At 35.9% G+C, this 20,766-nt stretch carries 18 protein-coding genes; 3 read left to right on the top strand and 15 right to left on the bottom strand.

Annotation, left to right across the window (positions count from 1 at the left end; translation table 11 throughout):
- Nucleotides 1-57: 57 nt before the first annotated feature.
- The 7 genes from ulaA to lspA form a co-directional block, all read right to left on the bottom strand.
- Entirely contained in the window at nt 58-1,554 is a 1,497-nt protein-coding gene (ulaA, locus tag ACO5V7_RS00385) for a PTS ascorbate transporter subunit IIC (protein ID WP_366915085.1), read from the bottom strand.
- Between the two features lie 2 nt (nt 1,555-1,556).
- On the bottom strand, nt 1,557-2,006 hold the full coding sequence (locus ACO5V7_RS00380; protein WP_485484628.1) for a PTS sugar transporter subunit IIA: 450 nt from the start codon (nt 2,004-2,006) through the stop codon (nt 1,557-1,559).
- A gap of 102 nt (nt 2,007-2,108) precedes the next feature.
- On the bottom strand, nt 2,109-3,170 hold the full coding sequence (gene ulaG / locus ACO5V7_RS00375) for an L-ascorbate 6-phosphate lactonase (RefSeq protein WP_485484627.1): 1,062 nt from the start codon (nt 3,168-3,170) through the stop codon (nt 2,109-2,111).
- Between the two features lie 18 nt (nt 3,171-3,188).
- Nucleotides 3,189-3,827 (bottom strand): 3-keto-L-gulonate-6-phosphate decarboxylase UlaD, encoded by a 639-nt coding sequence (locus tag ACO5V7_RS00370; RefSeq protein WP_048711867.1) that lies wholly within the window; start codon nt 3,825-3,827, stop codon nt 3,189-3,191.
- A gap of 330 nt (nt 3,828-4,157) precedes the next feature.
- On the bottom strand, nt 4,158-4,694 hold the full coding sequence (pyrR, locus tag ACO5V7_RS00365; RefSeq protein ID WP_485484626.1) for a bifunctional pyr operon transcriptional regulator/uracil phosphoribosyltransferase PyrR: 537 nt from the start codon (nt 4,692-4,694) through the stop codon (nt 4,158-4,160).
- A gap of 11 nt (nt 4,695-4,705) precedes the next feature.
- Nucleotides 4,706-5,632, bottom strand: a complete 927-nt coding sequence (locus tag ACO5V7_RS00360; RefSeq protein ID WP_485484625.1) for an RluA family pseudouridine synthase — start codon at nt 5,630-5,632, stop codon at nt 4,706-4,708.
- A gap of 9 nt (nt 5,633-5,641) precedes the next feature.
- Nucleotides 5,642-6,091 (bottom strand): signal peptidase II, encoded by a 450-nt coding sequence (lspA, locus tag ACO5V7_RS00355; RefSeq protein ID WP_485484624.1) that lies wholly within the window; start codon nt 6,089-6,091, stop codon nt 5,642-5,644.
- Nucleotides 6,092-6,323: 232 nt separating this feature from the next.
- Between lspA and ACO5V7_RS00350 the strand changes: the two genes are divergently transcribed.
- Both ACO5V7_RS00350 and ACO5V7_RS00345 read left to right on the top strand, forming a co-directional pair.
- Entirely contained in the window at nt 6,324-6,959 is a 636-nt protein-coding gene (locus ACO5V7_RS00350) for a YkyA family protein (RefSeq protein ID WP_485484623.1), read from the top strand.
- Between the two features lie 5 nt (nt 6,960-6,964).
- A complete protein-coding gene (locus tag ACO5V7_RS00345; protein ID WP_485484622.1) occupies nt 6,965-8,167 on the top strand; it encodes a putative glycoside hydrolase in 1,203 nt (400 codons plus the stop codon).
- A gap of 45 nt (nt 8,168-8,212) precedes the next feature.
- Here ACO5V7_RS00345 and parC read toward each other — a convergent pair whose 3' ends face one another.
- Entirely contained in the window at nt 8,213-10,681 is a 2,469-nt protein-coding gene (gene parC / locus ACO5V7_RS00340) for a DNA topoisomerase IV subunit A (protein ID WP_485484621.1), read from the bottom strand.
- Nucleotide 10,682: 1 nt separating this feature from the next.
- Nucleotides 10,683-12,743 carry a DNA topoisomerase IV subunit B gene (parE, locus tag ACO5V7_RS00335; RefSeq protein ID WP_485484620.1) on the bottom strand — a complete coding sequence of 687 codons (2,061 nt, stop codon included), beginning with the start codon at nt 12,741-12,743 and terminating at the stop codon, nt 10,683-10,685.
- A 171-nt stretch (nt 12,744-12,914) separates the two neighbouring features.
- Between parE and plsY the strand changes: the two genes are divergently transcribed.
- Nucleotides 12,915-13,535, top strand: a complete 621-nt coding sequence (plsY, locus tag ACO5V7_RS00330; RefSeq protein WP_485484619.1) for a glycerol-3-phosphate 1-O-acyltransferase PlsY — start codon at nt 12,915-12,917, stop codon at nt 13,533-13,535.
- 19 nt (nt 13,536-13,554) lie between these two features.
- Here plsY and ACO5V7_RS00325 read toward each other — a convergent pair whose 3' ends face one another.
- From ACO5V7_RS00325 to topA, 6 genes are all read right to left on the bottom strand, one after another.
- Nucleotides 13,555-14,427 carry an aldose 1-epimerase family protein gene (locus ACO5V7_RS00325; protein WP_485484618.1) on the bottom strand — a complete coding sequence of 291 codons (873 nt, stop codon included), beginning with the start codon at nt 14,425-14,427 and terminating at the stop codon, nt 13,555-13,557.
- A 15-nt stretch (nt 14,428-14,442) separates the two neighbouring features.
- The gene (gene codY, locus ACO5V7_RS00320) at nt 14,443-15,246 is read right to left on the bottom strand and encodes a GTP-sensing pleiotropic transcriptional regulator CodY (protein ID WP_485484617.1); all 804 of its coding nucleotides are present in this window, start codon (nt 15,244-15,246) and stop codon (nt 14,443-14,445) included.
- A gap of 17 nt (nt 15,247-15,263) precedes the next feature.
- Nucleotides 15,264-16,670 (bottom strand): ATP-dependent protease ATPase subunit HslU, encoded by a 1,407-nt coding sequence (gene hslU, locus ACO5V7_RS00315; protein ID WP_485484616.1) that lies wholly within the window; start codon nt 16,668-16,670, stop codon nt 15,264-15,266.
- Between the two features lie 12 nt (nt 16,671-16,682).
- Nucleotides 16,683-17,213 carry an HslVU peptidase proteolytic subunit gene (gene hslV / locus ACO5V7_RS00310; protein ID WP_070444919.1) on the bottom strand — a complete coding sequence of 177 codons (531 nt, stop codon included), beginning with the start codon at nt 17,211-17,213 and terminating at the stop codon, nt 16,683-16,685.
- Nucleotides 17,210-18,163 carry a tyrosine recombinase XerC gene (gene xerC, locus ACO5V7_RS00305; protein WP_485484615.1) on the bottom strand — a complete coding sequence of 318 codons (954 nt, stop codon included), beginning with the start codon at nt 18,161-18,163 and terminating at the stop codon, nt 17,210-17,212. The genes hslV and xerC overlap by 4 nt, the downstream gene beginning before the upstream one ends.
- A gap of 501 nt (nt 18,164-18,664) precedes the next feature.
- Nucleotides 18,665-20,737, bottom strand: coding sequence for a type I DNA topoisomerase (topA, locus tag ACO5V7_RS00300; protein ID WP_485484614.1), 2,073 nt, complete (start codon nt 20,735-20,737; stop codon nt 18,665-18,667).
- Between the last annotated feature and the right edge of the window lie 29 nt (nt 20,738-20,766).

The raw sequence follows: 20,766 nt of genomic DNA, 5'->3' as shown, positions 1-20,766 counted from the left end.
CGGATAGAAAACACTACCCGATACCCTAATTTTACTATATTCTTTTACTTAATTAAATTAGTTTTGCTTAGACTCTAAGTATGTTTCATAGTCTTCAGCAATAGTGAAGTAATGTTCTTTGTTTTTGCTGTATTGTAATTGAGGGATTACTAATAATATTAATAATACGATACCTAAACCAATGTATTGGAAGTTTTGCATTAAGAATCCGAATCCAACCCAAACTGTATCCCAGTCAAAGTTACCATGCCATCCACCGTATGCAGCTAAACCAAATGCACCTGCGGCAATTGCTCCACCTAATACTTGGATCACACCTGATAAGAATGTCAAGATTGAAGCAGCACGTAAACCACCTTTATGGTTAGCGTATACTGCGAATGTAGCGTTGTCGAAGAATACTGGTACGAATCCAGTGATGATTAATACTGGAGATTTGAATACGATTAATCCTAAGATTGCTACGATTTGTCCTAATACCCCGAATAAGAAACCAACTGTTACAGCGTTTGGAGAACCAAATCCGTAAACTGCGGCACAGTCAACCGCTGGCATAGAACCTGGTAATAATTTGTTAGAGATACCTTGGAACGCTTCTGATAACTCAGCAACGAATAAACGAACCCCTAATTGTAAGATTTGAACATAAACAGTGAATGTTAATGCTGTTTGTAAAATGTAGAAGAAGAAGTTGTCTGTTTCTTTTAATGAAGTCATTTTGAATTTAGAAGCAGCTACTACTAATTCTTTACCGTTAACACTTACTAAGTAATCTTTACCTAATACTAATAAGATTGCACCAAAGAACACGATCATTAAGATTGATGTTGCAACGATTGATTCTTTGAAGATTGATAAGAAACCTGGTAATTCTAAGTCTTCAATCTTCTTGTCGTTTTTACCTGAGAATTTAGGAGCTAATTTGTCAACTAGCCAAACCCCAAACATTTGTTGGTGACCAATTGCAAATCCGCCGCCTTCTGTTAATTCTTGAGTAGCTTCTACTGTTAAATTTGCAGCTACTGCCCAATATACACCTAATACAATACCTAATAATACTACAAATTGTAATTGGTTTACGTTATCTCCTAAAGCTAAAGCCATTAACCAAGTTGCTGTAGCAGATTGTTGAACCATGATGTGACCAGTGATGAATACTGTACGAACTTTAGTTAATTTACGGAAGATAACTAAAACTAAGTTCGTTAAGAACGCAACTAATAATACCTGTACTGTTAAACCTGTTGCATGACCAGCTGTTTTTAATGCAGCTTCTGCAGCAGCTTGACCAAAGTATGGGTCAATTACGGCAGCTTGTAATCCAAAACGGTCTCCTAATGCTGCTAATACTGGACGGAAGTTTGAAACTAATCCACCAGCGGCTACGTTTAAGATCATGTAACCAACTACTGCTTTAATAAAACCTGCTAATGCGTCATACCATTTACGACCTAATAGTAAGTAACCAACTAATACGATTAAACCAACGAAGTATTGTGGTTTAGTGAAAATGTTAGTGTAGAAGAATTGCCAAAAACTGAATAAAAATTCCATTATTATTCACCTATTCCTTTTAAAATTTTTTCTAAATCCTCTTTTGAGCGCGCTTCAACAAACGCTTTGATAACAGATTCATCATCTAATAATGTAACTAACTCAGATAAGTTATTTAAGTGTTTTTCATTATTAGTTGATGCTAATACGAAGAATAAACGTGGTTTGTAGTCAGCACCTGGTCCAAAGTCCACAGCTTCTTCAACGTTCATAAATGCTACGGCGGTATCATTTACCCCTTTACCTTCTTGAGCATGAGGGATACAGATTTCTGGAGCAATTACAATGTAAGGTCCAAATTCATGAACATTACTAATAATATAACCCGGGTATTCAGGGTCAATAATCTTTTGCTCTAATAAAGGTTGACATGCAGCTTTAATTGCTTCTTCCCATGATAAAGTACCTTTTTGGAACGAAAAGCGTTCGTTTTCAATAATTTCTTTTAACATATGTTCCTCCTTTTGTTATTAAGAAATCGTATTCATTATTTCACTTTGATAAAGCCTAGAGTGGGTTAAGCTCTAGGCTCTCCAAATTTGTTAATGACAATATTATAAGAATGATGGGAATGGTACGTCATTCTCAACTGAGAATACATCGTCAAATCCACGGTAGAAGTTAAATTCTAATTTATCTTTGTCTGTTGGGTAAGTATATTTACCACCTACTTGCCAGATGAATGGTTTAAATTTGTATTCTAGGCGATCTTTCTTGAATTTCCAAATTTCTGTAATTTCTTTTGGATCTGCTTGGAAGTTCGCCCAAATGTCATAGTGAACTGGGATAACAACTTTCGCATTTAATGATTCAGCCATACGTAACATATCAACTGAAGTCACTTTATCAGTGATACCACGAGGGTTTTCACCGTAAGCACCTAAGCACACATCAATTTCATGTTCGTTCCCATGTTTTGCAAACATGTTTGAGTAGTGAGAATCTCCTGCGTGATACAAGTTACCACCACTTGTTTTGAATAAGTAGTTAACAGCGATTTCGTCCATGTCTTGAGGCATTTTACCTTTAAGAACTTCCCCCTCTTTAGCAGTTACTAAAGCTGTACGGTCAAATGCTTCTAAAGCAACGATTTCGATATCTTTGATTTTAACAGAGTCTCCTGGGTGTACAACGATTGTACGTTCAGCTGGAACTCCCCAACCTAACCAAGTGTTTACTACTTCTTGTGGCCCTACGAATTTAGCTTCTGGACAGTTATTAGCAACTGCTGCAGCTGTATTAATGTCTAAGTGATCTGAGTGAATATGAGTTACTACCAAAGCATCAACATTTTTCACTTCGAATGGATCGATTACGAATGGTTGTGTACGTAAGTTTGGTTGTAAGTTTTGGCAACCACTCATACGTTGCATTTGGTGACCAGTTTTCATTTTTCCGTTGCCGTGGCTACGTTTACCAGTTCCACACCATAAGTCGCATAAGATGTTAGTATTTTTTTCTGATTTTAACCAGATACCAGTACATCCTAACCACCACATAGCGAATGTTCCAGGTTTCACTTCTTCGCGTTCGATTTCTTCGTTTAACCAAGTTCCCCATTCTGGGAAAGTTGATAAAATCCAAGATTCTTTTGTTACATCTTTGATATTTGCCATTATTATTCCTCCTTGGGATTATCCCCAAATACGTTTGATTTCTTCTTTAAATTCACGAGCAGATTGCGCTGGATTTTCAGTAGCGTAGATTCCACGTCCTGCGATGAATGTGTAAATTGGAATTCCTTCAAACACTTTTAATGTGTCTTTTGTTAATCCACCTGTTGCTGAAACTTTGAATCCCATGTCGATTAAACGACGGATTTTGTTTAAATCAGATTCAGTCCAAGTAGCTCCTGCAAATAGAGCGTCGCGGCTTTGGTGGAAGATTGCTTGATCGATACCAGCGTCTCTCCATTGTTGTGCTTGTTCGAATGTCCAATCTCCATATAACTCAACTTGAAGAGATTTCACTTCTTTGTTAGCTGCTTCCATTGTTGGGATAGTTGCACAGCAAATAACTGTCATCCAGTCTGCTCCAGCAAGGGCAACATTTTTAGCAACAGTTGTACCAGCATCAGCACATTTTGTATCAGCAATGATTACTTTATCAGGAAAAGCACTACGTAAGCATTTAATCGCTTTATCTCCTTCATTTAAAAGTAAAATCGTTCCTGCTTCAATAATGTCTACTTCGTTTCCAACCGCAAGAGCATCTTTTAATGCATCTTCAATACGATTGTGGTCTAAAGCAACTTGTAAATTAGGAATTGCCATATTGTCATTCTCCTTTTCTGTCTTGCTTTAAACAATCATAAAATCATAACGTCTTACGAAAATGATCATTTAAAAAGTTACGGTACCATTTTATGGTATTAGTATAGTATAAAGATTTTTTGGTTACAACCGTTTACAAACAAGTAATCGAATAATCAGTTTTATGATTGTTTGCGTTTACTTTACGAACGTTTGGAAATAAGCAATATGGTTATGTATATAGGAAGAATTCATGAAATTATATTATGAATACTGCGAAAATATCTGTTTTGATTGTTTAAGATTATAAAATAAAAATACCTTCTCAATAATGAGAAGGTAATAATAATACTAATTTTCAATAATGACCTCTTCCGAAGCGTCATCCTCCAGTAAACGAACATGGATAACTTCCTCTAAAGAAGTGGGTACATTTTTCCCGATGAAATCTGGACGAATTGGAAGTTCTCTATGACCTCGATCGATAAGAATTGCTAAACTGATTCGCTTAGGTCTGTCGATATCCATAATTGCATCTAAGGCAGCTCTTACGGTTCTTCCTGTAAACAAAACATCATCCACTAAGACCACTTGTTTTCCTTTGATATTAAAAGGTATAGAAGTTCCATTTAATACAGGTGACTCTTCATTCTCGATATCATGACGATCATCTCGGTATAATGTGATATCTATTTCGCCAACAGGTACTTTAATCTTTTCTAAAGTAGAGATTTTCTCAGCGATGCGTTTTGCTAAAGTGATTCCTCTTGTTTTAATACCAATCATCACTAAATTGGAAACGTCTTTTTGTTGCTCTATAATTTCATATGAAATTCTGGTTAATGCTCTACTAATAGCACCTTCATCCATAATTCTGACTTGTTTCATTACTTTCACCTCTATTCTTCAAAGTGGCCTTTATTCAATTGAATAAACTCCGCGAACTCTTTTGGTGGTTCCACTTCGAAGTTTAGCGTTTCTCCAGTTACTGGATGAGTGAAGCTAAGTGTTCTTGCGTGCAGAAATTGACCAAATTCTGTTGCGTTTTTTCCTTTTGGATGATACAAAGGATCATTTATAATCGGATGTTTAATAAATTCCATATGGGCTCTAATTTGATGTGTTCGTCCTGTTTCCAGGCGACAAGAAACGAGTGAATAGTCTGAAAAAGAATCTAAAACTTCGAAATGCGTAATCGCATTCTTTCCCCCTTTTTCCACGACTCTTTTTAAACGGTTCGTTTGATGACGAGATAAAGGTGCATCAACAACACCCGTTTCGTGTGCAAAGTGCCCATCTACAATCGCAATATACTCACGATTCATCTTATTTTCAGCAATCTGCTCAGCCAATCTTTTGTGTACATCATTATTTTTAGCAATGACTAATAAACCACTTGTATCTTTATCAATGCGATGGACTAATCCTGGACGATAGATTTCTTCGCTCGTGCTATCTGATAAGCTATTTGAATGATATAACAATGCGTTTACTAGCGTTCCACTATAATGTCCTTTAGACGGATGAACAACCATACCACTTGGTTTATTAACTACAATTATTGAATCATCTTCAAAAACGATATCTAGTGGAATATTTTCTGGTTGAATCGTAATAGCTTCTTCCTCTTTTTGAAGAATTGTAACTTCATCCCCAGATTGTGCTTTATAATTTGATTTCACGACTTCGCCGTTAACTGAAATAAGCCCTGATTTTAGCCAGCTTTGAATGGTGCTTCTACTTAGACCAAGCTCGACAGTTAACACTTTGTCTAATCGTTCAGTCTTTTCTAACTCAAGTTTTAATTTTTTAAATACTGATGTCATAGTGCTCTCCTATTTTGATTGTTCTTTAAAAATAACATAATAGAACAAGAAAATTACTCCGAAGGTTAAACAAATGTCTGCAACATTAAAGATTGGAAAATCAATAAATTCGAACTTAAACATATCGACAACATATCCTAATCGAATACGATCGATAAAGTTTCCTACAGCTCCAGCCAAAATTAAAGAGTATGCTATTAATAAAAATTTTGATTTTCTTTTTTCTTTAAACATTAAATATAAAAGTGTTACAACTGCTACTGCAGTGATTACATAAAAGAAAAACATCTTACCTTCGAACATCCCCCAAGCTGCTCCTGTATTTCGAACGTATAATAAGCTCACAATTCCATTAATAAACTGCATTCCATCATGCAAGTTAAAGTTGTTTACAATCCATAATTTTACTAGTTGATCTGCAATAATTAGTACCGCGCTTAACATTAAATATAAAAACATATTGATTCTCCATTTCTTTTCAATAATAGTATTGTACAAAGAAGTCAAGTTTTAGTCAACGAACTGAAAATGATGTTAAATCGAAATACTTTTTCCACTCAAGGGGTAAAAACGGTTAAAATTTAACTAAAAATGGTGATAAAGTCCTAAAAATCAGTCAAAAGATTGAAAAAACAACAAAATACACGTATAATATCAACAAGAAAACGCATTACTGTTAAAGGAGTGTAATATGAATAAAATCGCAGCCAAGGTATTCTTGATTAGCGCTGGGTTCTTATTTTTAGGAGCTTGCGGTAATACAAAGAAAAGTGCCGAATCTACTGTTCAAGAAGTACAAGATACCTTACCTGTTGTCGTCCAACAATTAAATGACATTCAATCTTTAGAAATTTCTCTTCAATCAGATTGGGAAGCTGATATCCAAGAAGATTACATGATGAAGAATTATTCCAAGAAAACGGGTAAAGTATTCACCAACATAAAAGAACGTCAACAATTGTTGAAGTCTATGCAAAAATCACTAAAAGTATTATCCGATGATGTGGCCAAACTAAGTAATTTAAAGGATAAAAATTTACCATCTGCTGAAACTCAAATAGTTGTTTCTAATCTTCAATCGATAGTTTCTCAACTTAAAAACTATTATGAACTTTCTCAAAAACAACTTGAAAAAGAAGCTGAATTCTTTGTTAGTATAGCTGGTTTAAAACAAACGAATGATGAATTGAAATCAATGATTATTACAGTTAATAATTCTGCCAATCAGCGTCAACAAATCATTGAATCTATCAATTCACCAATTAGTGAACTAGATAGACCAATTCGAATTTTGAAAGCTCGTCTATCAAATGGAAAGGGTGAATAATCCTTATGAAAAAAAGATTTTTAATTTCAGGTTTTGCTTGTGCGATGTCTCTTAGTACTTTATTTGTTTCTAATAACAATGCAAGTGCCCAGGAAGCTGCAGAAAGTAAGTTGAATCTTAGAAGTAATAGTTTACTTCGTGTTCCTGTTAATATTCCCCAAGAAAGAATTTATGACTCAGGGATATCCATCCCATATCCTGCTGATGGCGTTAAAGGAGTTTATTTACAGGCCTTTAGAGCTAAAGGTAAAGAGTTAGAAAATATGATTCAGTTCGTAAAATCAACTCCGATTAACTCTCTTGTAATAGATGTTAGAGATGGATACGGGAAAATTACAATGCCTCTTGAAACTACAAATGAGACTATTAAGAATCATACTGTAAATGAAGTTCCAGATACTACTGCTCTTCTAAAGCGCTTAGAAAAAGAACAAATTTATCCGATTGCAAGAATTGTGTGTTTCGGTGATCGTTTCATCCCTAAAGAAAATCCTAATTTATCATTTAAGAATGCATTGGGACAACTTTGGTATACGGACGAAGGAGAAACTTTTCTAAATCCATTTATAAAATCAAATTGGGAATATATCGCAGAGATAGCTATTGGAGCTGCTAAAGCTGGATTTAAAGATATCCAACTTGATTATGTTCGTTTTCCTCTTGGATTTGAGACTGTTTCAGATGATTTAGTCTTTGACAAAGGTGATTATGCACATATCAAAAATGATGATGAAGCACGTATTGCTGCTATCACAGACTTTGTAACTTATATTCGTGAGAAACTTCAACCATATGGTGTTCATTTATCAGCTGATATTTTAGCGCATGCTATTACTGAATCTAAAATCGGTGGTATTGGACAAAAATTTGTCAATATTGCCGATAAAGTGGATGTTGTTTCTCCAATGATTTTTCCAAGCCACTGGGTCAATTATGCTTTAGGAGTAAAAGATCCTGATAAAGACCCTTATGAAATCGTTAAAAGATATATGGTAATTGAAAAAGGTTATATTAAGACATTAAACCCTTCCCCAATCTCAAGGCCATGGATTCAAGCTTTCACAGCAGATTTTCTTGGTAAAGGAAATTATCAACTCTACACGGCAGATGTTATCAGTAAAGAAATTCAAGCACTAAATGAAGCTGGAGTAACAGAATACCTGCTTTGGAATGCTGTTTCTCAATATTCAACTGAAATAAATTTCTAAACTAAAAGGACTTGCCAATTAATTGGCAAGTCCTTTTTATAATGTTTATTGTTCTTTCAATGAACTGTAATCAAAGTTTGCTAAAACAGCCTTTACTTCTTGATCGTTATCCCCTAGAAGCGCAGATCCATTACTTGTACGATCTACAAGTGTTAAATCCATTGGTCTGACGACTTTTGTTTCGCCATTTCCGGCAACGATTGTGTATTCATTGTTTGAAGTGATTTCTCCATCCATGAATACGACACGATGAGGTTTTGTCTTCAATTCACGTAAAACCATCAATCCACGTTTTGCACGTGTGAGCATTGAAATTTCTAATACATTAAATCGTTTAACTGCCCCACGTTGTGTTGTAAGGAAAGAAGAAACAACTTTATGTTCTAACGAGTAAACCATCGCTCCAGCAACAAAGTCTTCTTTACGAAGGTTAATTGCTTTCACACCGCTGGCAACAGTACCAACGACTGGAATTTCGCTTAATTCATAACGTAAGCCAAATCCGCAGTGCGTTACGATAAATACTTCTAAGCCTTCTGGATTTGTAACAACTACTTTAACTACTTCATCCGTTGTAGTCTTTAGTTTCATTGCATTACTTGTACGAGTTTTATATCCACGGTAAGTATTAAACTCATTAAATAAGGTTTGTTTTACTAAACCATCTTTTGTAAAGAAGACAGCCGTCCAATCTTTATAAGACTCATCACTATCTTTAGCTTTGACGAATCCAGTTAGAATGACTTCGTTGCTACCTAAAGAAATGGATTGACTTAAATGGTTCCCCACATCTTTCCATTTCGCTTCCGGAATTTCATGCACTGGTAAGTGTAAGTAATTTCCTTTTGAAGTAAATAGAATTAAGTTGTCTAACGTTGAAGCTTTTTGACAAAGAATGACTTCGTCTCCTTCACGCATCCCGTTTTCTTCTGGAGCGCTTGAAGCAAATGAACGTGGGCTAACACGTTTATAGTACCCTTGTTTTGTAGCGACAACATAGACTTCTTCTTCAGCGACTAACACTTCAGTTTCAATCTTAATCTCTTCAATTTCAGCTTGAATTTGCGTTAAACGAGGAGTTGCGTACTTCTTCTTTAAATCACGAAGTTCACTCTTCATTACTTGAAGAAGAGTTTTTTCAGATTTTAAGATACTTAAGAACGTTGCGATTTGCTCATTTAAATCGAGTTTTTCATTTTGAAGAATTGTAATATCCGTATTCGTTAAACGATACAATTGTAAGCTTACAATCGCTTCTGCTTGGATCATTGTGAAGTCATACGTCTCCACCAAACGTTCTTTTGCATGTTTCTTGTCTTTACTGTTACGGATTAATGCGATGACTTCATCTAAAATCGATAAAGCCTTCATCAAACCATCAACGATATGAAGACGATCTTGAGCCTTCTTCAAATCATATTGCGTACGTCTCGTAATCACTTCTTTTTGGAAGTTGATATACGAAGTTAGAATTGTTTTTAATCCTACTTGTACTGGACGACGCTCATCGATAGCGACCATATTGAAGTTATAGTTCACTTGTAAATCTGTATTCTTCAATAAGTAGTTTAGAATCCCTTCTGCATTGGCTTCCTTCTTCAATTCAACAACGATTTGAAGCCCTGTACGGTCAGATTCATCCCTTACTTCAGCAATCCCGTCAATCTTCTTATTCAAGCGAATTTCATCAATTTTCTTTACTAGTAAAGCTTTGTTTACTTCATAAGGAATCTCTGAAATAATGATTTGCGATTTTCCACCTTTAATCGGTTCGATTTTCGTTTTCGAACGAATCACTACTTTACCGCGTCCAGTTTCATACGCTTGTTCCAACTCTTCAAGTCCTTGAATAATTCCTCCTGTAGGAAAATCCGGACCTTTCACAAACTGCATGAGTTCTTTTACTGTTGCCTTAGGATGGTCGATCGCATGAATGGTAGCATCAATGACCTCACCTAAGTTATGAGTAGGAATTTCTGTGGCATAACCTGCTGATATCCCTGTTGCTCCGTTTACAAGAAGATTTGGATAACGCGCAGGAAGTACAGTTGGTTCTTCTTCTGTATCATCAAAGTTTAAAACAAATTCTACTGTTTCTTTATCTAAATCACGTAACAATTCTTCTGAAATTTTAGAAAGACGAGCTTCCGTGTAACGCATCGCAGCAGCAGGGTCTCCGTCCATACTACCGTTATTCCCGTGCATTTCAATTAGTACATCGCGGAGTTTCCAGTCCTGACTCATACGAACCATCGCTTCATATACTGATGAGTCGCCGTGTGGGTGGAAATTACCAATTACGTTCCCGACTGTTTTGGCTGATTTACGGAATTGTTTATCACTTGTATTTCCATCGATCGACATCGCATATAAAATACGACGTTGTACTGGTTTTAAACCATCACGAATATCAGGAAGAGCACGGTCTTGGATAATGTATTTTGAATAACGTCCAAATCGGTCACCCATTACATCTTCAAGATTCAATTCTTGAATGTCTTGAATTTGACTCATACTATTCCTCCTCTCCTAATAACGACAATTGTTCTACATGATCGATCGTTGTTTCATTTTTCTTAACTGATGGTTTCTTTTCCTCTTTTTTCGCGCTAGCGGTTGTGCTAATCGCGTTTACGTCCGATTCTAGAATACTTTTATCTTCTTCTAACCCAAACTCAACATGACGTTCAATCCATTTACGACGAGGTTCAACTTTATTCCCCATCAATGTGCTGACACGACGTTCTGCTTGTGCTTTATCATCGATTACAACTCGAATTAAGGTTCTTGTATCTGGGTTCATTGTAGTATCCCATAATTGGTCTGCATTCATTTCCCCAAGACCTTTATAACGTTGTAATAAGTAGCCTTTTCCGACTAGTTTAGTTTTTTCTTCAAGTTCTTTTTCTGTCCACGCATACTCAACGACTTGTTTTTTACCAGTTCCTTTAGAAATCTTATATAAAGGTGGTAATGCAAGATAAACTTTTCCTGCTTCAATCAATGGTTTCATATAACGATAGAAAAATGTTAACAGCAAGACTTGAATATGTGCCCCATCAGTATCCGCATCGGTCATAATGACAATCTTGTCATAGTTACAATCTTCAATCTTGAAGTCACTACCAACACCAGCACCAATTGTATAAATAATCGTATTGATTTCTTCGTTCTTAAGAATGTCTGAAATCGATGCTTTTTCTGTATTGATTACTTTACCACGTAATGGAAGAATCGCTTGGAACTTACGATCACGACCTTGTTTAGCAGAACCACCGGCAGAGTCCCCCTCTACTAAGTAGAGTTCGTTCTTCTTAGGGTTCTTGCTTTGCGCAGGCGTTAATTTACCAGAAAGAAGCGTTTCTTTCTTCTTGCCCTTCTTACCATTACGGCTCTCTTCACGAGCTTTACGACTCGCTTCACGAGCTTCACGAGCTTTAATCGCTTTACGGATTAATTCTTGCGCAATTTCCCCATTCTCCGTTAAGAAGAAACCTAATTGTTCAGAAATTGTATTATCCACAATCCCACGTGCAACAGGTGTACCTAATTTATCTTTCGTTTGTCCTTCAAATTGAAGAATCTCTTCAGGAATACGGAGCGAAATGATAGCAGTTAATCCTTCACGGACGTCGCTACCCTCAAGGTTTTTATCTTTCTCTTTTAAAAGACCAATTTTTCTTGCATATTCGTTGAACGCTTTTGTTAAGGCACTCTTCATTCCCACTTCATGAGTTCCACCGTCTTTTGTACGAACGTTATTTACAAAAGATAAAATCGTTTCTGAATAGCCATCGTTATATTGGAATGCAAATTCGGTTTCAACACCATCCACTGTGCTGTCAAAATCAACTACTGGAGATAATGTATCTTTTTCTTCATTTAAATATTGAATGAAATCTCGAATTCCTTCTTCATAATGAAACGTTTCTGATTCCCCAGTACGTTCATCTGTAAGAACGATTGTAAGTCCTTTTAATAAGAACGCGGATTCTCTTAAACGTTCTGCCAAAGTCTCATAAGACCAATTCGTTGTTGAAAAAGTCTTATCACTTGGTGAAAATGTTACTGTTGTCCCTGATCCACGACGACTCGTTTTTTCTTTTTTAACGGTCCCGACTGGTTCACCACCATTTTTAAACGATTGTTTGTATAATGTTCCATCTCGTAAAACTTCTACGGCTAACCAATCTGATAATGCATTAACAACAGATGCCCCAACACCGTGAAGACCACCTGATGTCTTATATCCACCTTGACCGAATTTACCACCAGCATGTAATACAGTAAAGATAACTTGAATTGTGGGAATTCCAGAGGCATGTTTCCCAGTGGGCATTCCACGACCATTATCTTTTACTGAAAGTGATTGATCTTTATGAATTGTTACTTCAATTTTTGTAGCGTAACCTGATAATGCCTCATCAACTGCATTATCAACAATTTCATACGCTAAGTGATGAAGTCCACGATGATCAGTTGATCCAATATACATCCCAGGACGTTTACGAACAGCTTCAAGACCTTCTAAAACTTGAATCGCATCATCATTATACTGATTCGTCACTTTGCTCATTTAATACTCTCCTTTTTTCATCATCCCATCTATAATACTTGTTTTTAAATATTTTCGCAAGAATACCCTCCATAAATAGCGTTATAATAACATTTCTTATTAGAATTGTAAGTTAAAATGTTTTTGTGTTAAACTGTTTCTAGACTGTTTTTAAAAGGAGAAGTCAAACAAATGTCATTTACATTTATAATTGGTGCCATGGTGGCATACTTACTTGGTTCGATTCCATCTGGATTATGGGTTGGGCAGTATTTCTTTAAAAAAGATATTCGCCAATTTGGAAGTGGAAATTTAGGGTCAACAAATGCATTTCGTGTTTTAGGGAAAAAAGCGGGTTCTTTAGTATTATTCTGTGATATCTTTAAAGGATTCTTAGCAATGATTCTTGCTTTAACTATATTTAAGCAACCTGATATTTCTCCATTATGGATTGCCTCATTTGCAGTTATTGGTCACACTTTCCCCATTTTTGCTTCATTCAAAGGAGGAAAAGCGGTTGCTACTTTTGCTGGAATGATTTTGGCTTACCAACCATTGTTACTTTTATATGGACTTATCATTTTCTTAGTATTACTTGCAATTACACGAATGGTTAGCCTTACTGCTATGGTTACTATCACTTTGGGAGTATTCCTTTCGTTACTATTCAATGATTGGACACTAACACTTTTTGCACTTGCAATTAATATTTTTATCATTTATCGACACCGTTCTAATATCCAAAGAATTTTAAATGGAACGGAAAATAAAGTTCCAATGCCTTGGGAACAAAAAAATAAAGACACTAAGTAATCACTTAGTGTCTTTTCGTTTACTCGAAAATAAAGCTTGCTGTAGATTGATAAGGTGTCTTGTTTGTGATTCGCAAGACATTCTTTTTTTCTTCTAAATTCTGCGTAAAATTATTCGCCAAGTCTGGATACCCATCCCAAGGTTCAAAGCAAATAAAAGGAGAATCATCAGGCATAGTCCATACTCCTAACGCCCCAATCCCGTTTAAGAGTACGGTAACGCTTCTATTCCCTTTTGGAGAATACAATTTACCTTTAAAATGCGAGGAATTTGATTTAAATAATAATACATCATTCGTAAATAAATCATGGTGTAATTGAAATTCGCTTTCAGGATACGAAATTCCTTCTAGCGAAGCAAGATATGGAATCTCTAATTCTAGTTTATGAATCGAACTTTCCGAATCTAATTGGATTCGATAATCTTCAAACGACAAACCCTCTTCAATTGGTACACGGAATGCTGGATGGCCACCAATTGCAAAATACATTTCAGAATTTTCGGTAGTAACGAAATAACTCATATCTAATTGACGACCATTTAAAGTATATTTTAGACGCAATTGAAAATCGAAAGGATAGTTTTCCTCGATCATCTCATTCGTGAGTAAGAAAGTGGCAAAATCACTTCCATTATCCTCTAACTTAAACGCATAGTCACGAGCAAAACCATGTTTCCTAGCTTCGTAATCATTTCCTTTGTAGGAAAAAGAATTATTTCGAATAGCACCAATATTTGGAAACAAAATTGGAGATTGTTTATTCCAATGAATTCCATCTGGTTGATACATATATTCCGTATGGGTCTCTTTATCAAATACAGAAGTTAGTTCTGCCCCAAAAAGTTTTACTCTGACCTTTAAAAATTTATTTTCTAAAGAAATGTTATTCATGTAATCGCCTCTAATTTATGAATGTTTTAATTCAGCTAATAAGGAATTTTTGATATTTTGATTTTTTATTTTTATATAGGTTCCTTTAGTTCCAAGGCTGCGACTTTCAATAATCCCCGCCGATTCAAGTTTACGAATAGCATTTACAATTACTGTACGAGTAATATTATACTCTTTCGCGATTTTTAAAGCAGTGAATCTTAAATCCATGCCATCAAACAATTGAACAATCACCTTAATGGCTTCTAATTCACTATAAGATAACGAACTAAGAGCTAAATGAACATTTTGTTGTTCCCTCTTCTCTTGTTCAATTTTTCTTGTATACCAATGTAACATTTCTGTTCCAATTACTGTTCCTGCATGTTCAGCCAAAATAAGATCGTCGGTTGAAAAAGGTTCTTCATCCTTCCCCATCACTACAAATCCTAATTGAATCCCTGAAGCAAAAATTGGAATGATTGTGGTCATTGCATTCTTGAAATTATCATGTAATTCAACTGGGAAAATCGTTAGTTCATCTGTTACTGGTATATTTTCCTTCGTGAATTTTAAAGCTGTTAATCCTTCCATATAGAAATCTGGAAATTGTCTACTATTTTTATACTCCTTCATACGATCGTTATTTACCTGAAATTCATCATGAATACCTAACAATCTTCCATCGCTTGATGCGATATATAAATCAACTTTCAAAAGAGTTCCCAAAATTTTTGTTAGTTTATTAAATGGTAAATCTGCTGTTTCAGAATCTCTCCAAATATTATCATACTGGACAATTTCATTAATCTTCCTTAAATCAGCTAAAACTTTACGCATGAGTATATTCTCCTTTTTTATAAAATGTATTTAGTTAAATCCTGATCCTCTCGAATCGCATTTAATTTACTTTCTACATATTGTCCGGTTATTTGAATGCTTCCCATTTGCATCGTTGGTGCTTCGAACAATAATTCTTCTAATACAGTTTCTAAAATAGTGTGAAGACGACGTGCACCAATATTTTCCATTGTACTGTTCACTTCGAAAGCAATCTCAGCCAATTTTGAAACAGCTTCTTTTGTGAAAATGACTTCCACATTTTCTGTAGCAAGTAATGCCTTATACTGTTTTAATAATGCGTTTTTAGGTTCCATTAAAATGCGTTCAAAATCTTCTTTTGATAAATCTTGTAATTCAACACGAATTGGGAATCGCCCTTGTAGCTCGGGCATTAAATCACTTGGTTTAGCCACATGGAATGCCCCAGAAGCAATAAACAAAATATGGTCTGTATTAATCACGCCGTATTTCGTATTCACTTGGCTCCCCTCAACGATTGGTAAAATATCTCTTTGTACTCCTTCCCTTGAGACTTCCCCTCCGTTTTGACCTTTGGCAGCAATCTTATCAATTTCATCGATAAAGATAATTCCTGAAGTTTCAGCCAGTTTTAAAGCTTCTGCATGCATATCTTCTTGATTGATTAAATGATTGGCTTCTTCTTCTGTTAATAGTTCTAAAGCCTCTTTTACTGTCACAGTTCGGCTAATTTTCTTCTTAGGAGTCATCTGATCAAGAACGGATTGAATTTGCATCATTTGCTCCATTTGGTTACCAGCCCCTGCCATCCGCATTGGTTTCTCTGTTAATTCAATCGTTACTTCTTTTGAATCAAGTACTCCATTTCTTAATTGTTGCTCAATATCACGACGACTTTGAGCAATTTCTTCTGTGACTTCTTCCTTCATTTCAGGTTCTAATCCAGGATTTTGAATGCCCATTTGTTGGAACATATTGAAGAGTGAATCTTGTTGTGGGTTCGATACTTTCTTCATGATTCCAGGTTTTAAAATCTTCGCAAGCTTTTTAACAGCCTTATCAAAAGCTTGTGGTTTTACTTCTTCTTGTTTTAGTTTAGTTACAATTTGAATCGCATTTTCAACTAAATCACGAACCATCGATTCTACATCACGCCCGACGTAACCCACTTCGGTAAATTTAGTTGCTTCGACTTTTGCAAATGGTGCATCAACTAATTTAGCAAGACGACGAGCCAATTCGGTTTTACCAACCCCAGTAGGACCAATCATCAATAAATTTTTAGGAGTGACTTCCTTTTTCATTTCTTCATCTAATAATAGACGACGGTAACGATTTCGAAGAGCCACCGCTAACGCTCGTTTTGCATCCTGTTGCCCAACGATGAATTGATCTAATTCAGATACAACTTCTCTAGGTGTTTTACTAATATTTGCTTGCATACTTCCACTTCCTTACGCCAACGTTTCAGTAATGATATTATCATTTGTAAAAATATCAATCTCTGAAGCGATTTTTAAACTTTCACGAGCAATATCTTCTGCTGTTAAATTCGAATCCCCAAATCTTAGGAGACCTCTAGCAGCTGATAAAGCGAAGTTACCACCAGAACCGATTGTTAGAATACCATCATCTGGTTCAATGACTTCTCCTGTTCCTGAAACGAGTAACACTTGTTCTTTATTCATTACGATTAACATCGCTTCTAATTTTTGTAAACCGCGGTCACTTCTCCATTGTTTCGCCATTTCAATAGCTGCACGTTGTAAGTTCCCTTTGAATTGTTTAAGTTTATCTTCAAACATTTCTTCTAAAGTGATTGCATCTGCTACACCACCTGCAAATCCCACCAGTACTTGATTGTCAAAAATACGACGGATTTTACGAGCGGTCCCCTTCATTATCACTTTTTCACCCATTGTCACTTGACCGTCACCAGCCATAGCAACTTGGTTATCTTTTTTTACTGCACAAATTGTAGTCATGATTTTCCTCCGTTATTCTTATTAAAGGCACTAGCGTCAAATTCGTTCTTCCCAGCTTTAGACCTTGGAAAATATAATTGGTAATTTTGTTGAAGAGCTTCTTTTGTCACATGTGTATAAATCTGAGTTGAACTAAGACTTACATGCCCTAAAAGTTCCTGAACTGTTCTCATATCCGCACCATTATTCAACAAATGCGTTGCAAACGTATGTCTTAGCATATGTGGATGAATCTTTAAAGTTAGTCCACTTTCTTGAATTATTTTTTCTAAAATATAACGAACTCCATTAGTTGTAAGTGGATCCCCTAAATGATTCACAAACACGAAAAGATGCTCCTTCCTTTCTTTAGCCATAAGATCCCTTCGTCCTTCTTCAAGATAAGTTTCTAAAGCTGTCCGAGCAAAATCTCCAATTGGTACATATCTTTCTTTTGATCCCTTACCAATAACTAAAATGATGCTATTTTCAAGGTCTAATTGCTCAAGAGTTAAATTCGTTAACTCACTGACACGCATACCTGTAGCATATAGTACTTCGACTAGAGCTTTATTACGTTGGTCTAAAGACTGATTTCCATCAATAGAATTGATAAACTTTTCAATTTCATCTTCATAGAAAAACTCTGGAAGACGCATTTTTCCTTTTTTATAACTGACTGACGCAAAAGGATTTGATTCTACTCCTTTTCGTTCTACCAAGAAATGATAAAAAGAACGTAAACTTGAAAGAAAGCGGGAAATGCTTGAACGATTATAGTTTTCACGATGTAAAACTCCTAAATAGATTCGAACATCAACAACAGATACATCGTTCCATGACGTAATTGGAACTTCTGTTAAGTAATCGCAGAAATGTCGAATATCACGCTCATACGCATGAATCGTCTCAGGTGAATAGCGTCGTTCAACTTTTAAATACGCTAAAAAATCTTGCACTTCATTCTTCATTATCTTCCTCCTAATATAAACTTTAGCATAGAAAGCACTTTCTTTCAACCGAATTGTCAAAATTTTTCCGACAATTAAACCAAATTTAATAAACAGGATATGAGGAAAAGCGTTCAGAAACGGAGCACTGGACCTAACCAACGCAAACATCGTTAAAAACGATGTGCGTATGGTTTGGGAAGTGGACGCCGTTTCTGCTTTTCCGAGTTCAACTAAACAGGATGCGAGACATCGCGCCAAGAAATGGAACGTTGGACCGGAATACCGTAACGGACTATGAGACCGTGAGGATATTTCGGGAAACGCACGCCATTTCTGCGATGGCGAGCTCAACTACAACAGGATACGAAGGCGAACGCTCAGGTCTGAGTTCATCTATTCAGGATAAAAGACATCGCCCTCTGAAAAGAACGTCAATAAACCACTGTCCTTAAATTAAAGCACAGTTATTGTAGAGAGCAAAATTAAAGAGCACCTAGATTCTTCTAAGTGCTCATTCCTTTATTTTTGAACATCCTCTTTATAATCGCAATTACTGCATGCAATTTGTTTTCCACCGCGACCTGTTTTCTCTACTAAGTAGTGGTCGCATTTTGGACAATTACGTCCCACTGGTTTATCCCATGATACAAATTCACATTCAGGATAACGATCACAACCATAGAAGATACGATTTTTCTTTGATTTACGTTCAATCACTTTGCCTTTACCACAAGTTGGACATGTAATCCCAATATCTTTAACGATGGCTTGTGTATGATGGCATTCTGGGAAATTACTACATGCGTAGAATTTACCAAAGCGACCTAATTTAATCACCATCGGATGGCCACATTTTTCACAGTTAAATCCAGCTGGTTCGTCTTTAATTTGAACTTTCTCGATTTCAACTTCCGCTTTATCTACTTCCACTTTAAAAGGTTGATAGAACTTATCGATAACTTGTACCCACTCTTCTTCCCCTTCTTCTACAAGGTCAAGATTATCTTCCATAGAAGCCGTAAAATGAGTATCGACAATATTTGGGAAGTATTGTTCGATGATTTGATGAACAACATATCCAAGTTCCGTTGGTTCAAAACGTTTAGAAACTAATTTAACGTAGTATCGTTTTTGGATTGTTTCAATTGTTGGTGCATATGTTGATGGACGGCCAACGCCGATTTCTTCTAATGTTTTAATTAAAGTAGCTTCAGAATAACGTGCAGGTGGTTGCGTGAAATGTTGTTCAGGGTTTAGTTTTGCTAATTGAACTTCATCCCCAACCTTCATCTCAGGGAGGACATTTCCTTTTTTCGCTTCTGCATTATCTTGATATACCTTTTGATAACCTGCAAACTTAATTGTAGAACCATTTGCCTTAAACACATGATTGTTTTGTTCTAAGTCTACTTGTACAGTGTCATAGATAGCTGCAGACATTTGACTAGCAACAAATCGAGACCAAATTAAGGTGTACAATTTTAATTGATCTTTCGTTAAATAACTTGCGATTGAATCCGGTGTACGAAGAACAGATGAAGGACGAATCGCTTCGTGAGCATCTTGAGCGCCTTCAGCATTCTTTACAGTGCGTTTAGTTGCAAGACAGTAATCTTTACCAAACTCTTTCTCAATGAACTCAGAAGCCTCATTTTGGGCAGATGCTGAAATTCGAGTTGAGTCTGTACGCATATACGTAATCAAACCAACTGAACCACTACGACCAAGAGATACCCCTTCATAAAGTTGTTGAGCTACCATCATTGTTTTTCGCGTTCTGAAGTTTAAGCGGTTTGACGCATCTTGTTGCAAGCTACTTGTTGTAAATGGAGCTGCAGGATTGCGTCTACGTTCTTTCTTCGTTACTTTAGTAACTTTGAATGGTTTCTTCTCAGAAAGTTCGTTCATAACTGATTTAACAGTCGCTTCTTTATCTAAAGACGCTTTCTCAGCAGTTGTACCATAATAATTTGCTACAAAAGCTTTCTTTTCTTTTTTGAATTGTCCTTCAAGAGTCCAGTATTCTTCTGGAACGAATGCTTTAATTTCGTTTTCGCGATCAATAATTAATTTTACCGCGATACTTTGAACACGACCAGCACTCAATCCTTTTTTCACTTTCTTCCATAAAATAGGAGATAAAGTGTAACCCACAAGGCGGTCTAAAATACGACGTGCTTGTTGCGCATCAACTAAATCCATGTCAATCATTCTAGGATTCTTAAATGCTTCTTTAATTGCATCTTTTGTAATCTCATTAAACTCCACTCGAATAGGTTTGTTTAAATCAAGTCCTAATAAATGCGCTAAATGCCAAGAAATAGCTTCTCCTTCTCTATCCGGGTCACTTGCAAGATAAACTGCATCTGCTTTGGCTGCTTCCTTTTTAAGAGACTTAATTAAATCGCCCTTCCCTCGAATCGAAATATAATGAGGTTCATAATTATTTTCAATATCTACACCCATTTTGCTCTTAGGTAAATCTCTTAAGTGACCTTTACTTGCGACCACTTTAAAATTTTTCCCCAAATAGCGTTCAATGGTTTTAGCTTTTGTAGGAGACTCTACAATCACTAAGTTTTGCTTCACCATTAAATGGCTCCTTCCATCATTACTCTGTC

Source organism: Granulicatella sp., from assembly GCF_057274575.1.
This window is presented reverse-complemented; position numbering and strand designations above follow the sequence as displayed.

Excerpts from the sequence above, each read along its gene's own strand:
- ulaG (WP_485484627.1), bottom strand. The coding sequence starts at position 3,170 with ATGGCAAATATCAAAGATGTAACAAAAGAATCTTGGATTTTATCAACT.
- xerC (WP_485484615.1), bottom strand. The coding sequence starts at position 18,163 with ATGAAGAATGAAGTGCAAGATTTTTTAGCGTATTTAAAAGTTGAACGA.
- hslU (WP_485484616.1), bottom strand. The coding sequence starts at position 16,670 with ATGCAAGCAAATATTAGTAAAACACCTAGAGAAGTTGTATCTGAATTA.
- ACO5V7_RS00325 (WP_485484618.1), bottom strand. The coding sequence starts at position 14,427 with ATGAATAACATTTCTTTAGAAAATAAATTTTTAAAGGTCAGAGTAAAA.
- ACO5V7_RS00360 (WP_485484625.1), bottom strand. The coding sequence starts at position 5,632 with ATGACATCAGTATTTAAAAAATTAAAACTTGAGTTAGAAAAGACTGAA.
- codY (WP_485484617.1), bottom strand. The coding sequence starts at position 15,246 with ATGCGTAAAGTTTTAGCTGATTTAAGGAAGATTAATGAAATTGTCCAG.
- pyrR (WP_485484626.1), bottom strand. The coding sequence starts at position 4,694 with ATGAAACAAGTCAGAATTATGGATGAAGGTGCTATTAGTAGAGCATTA.
- lspA (WP_485484624.1), bottom strand. The coding sequence starts at position 6,091 with ATGTTTTTATATTTAATGTTAAGCGCGGTACTAATTATTGCAGATCAA.
- ACO5V7_RS00345 (WP_485484622.1), top strand. The coding sequence starts at position 6,965 with ATGAAAAAAAGATTTTTAATTTCAGGTTTTGCTTGTGCGATGTCTCTT.
- ACO5V7_RS00370 (WP_048711867.1), bottom strand. The coding sequence starts at position 3,827 with ATGGCAATTCCTAATTTACAAGTTGCTTTAGACCACAATCGTATTGAA.
- plsY (WP_485484619.1), top strand. The coding sequence starts at position 12,915 with ATGTCATTTACATTTATAATTGGTGCCATGGTGGCATACTTACTTGGT.
- ulaA (WP_366915085.1), bottom strand. The coding sequence starts at position 1,554 with ATGGAATTTTTATTCAGTTTTTGGCAATTCTTCTACACTAACATTTTC.
- topA (WP_485484614.1), bottom strand. The coding sequence starts at position 20,737 with ATGGTGAAGCAAAACTTAGTGATTGTAGAGTCTCCTACAAAAGCTAAA.
- parE (WP_485484620.1), bottom strand. The coding sequence starts at position 12,743 with ATGAGCAAAGTGACGAATCAGTATAATGATGATGCGATTCAAGTTTTA.
- parC (WP_485484621.1), bottom strand. The coding sequence starts at position 10,681 with ATGAGTCAAATTCAAGACATTCAAGAATTGAATCTTGAAGATGTAATG.
- ACO5V7_RS00350 (WP_485484623.1), top strand. The coding sequence starts at position 6,324 with ATGAATAAAATCGCAGCCAAGGTATTCTTGATTAGCGCTGGGTTCTTA.
- ACO5V7_RS00380 (WP_485484628.1), bottom strand. The coding sequence starts at position 2,006 with ATGTTAAAAGAAATTATTGAAAACGAACGCTTTTCGTTCCAAAAAGGT.
- hslV (WP_070444919.1), bottom strand. The coding sequence starts at position 17,213 with ATGACTACAATTTGTGCAGTAAAAAAAGATAACCAAGTTGCTATGGCT.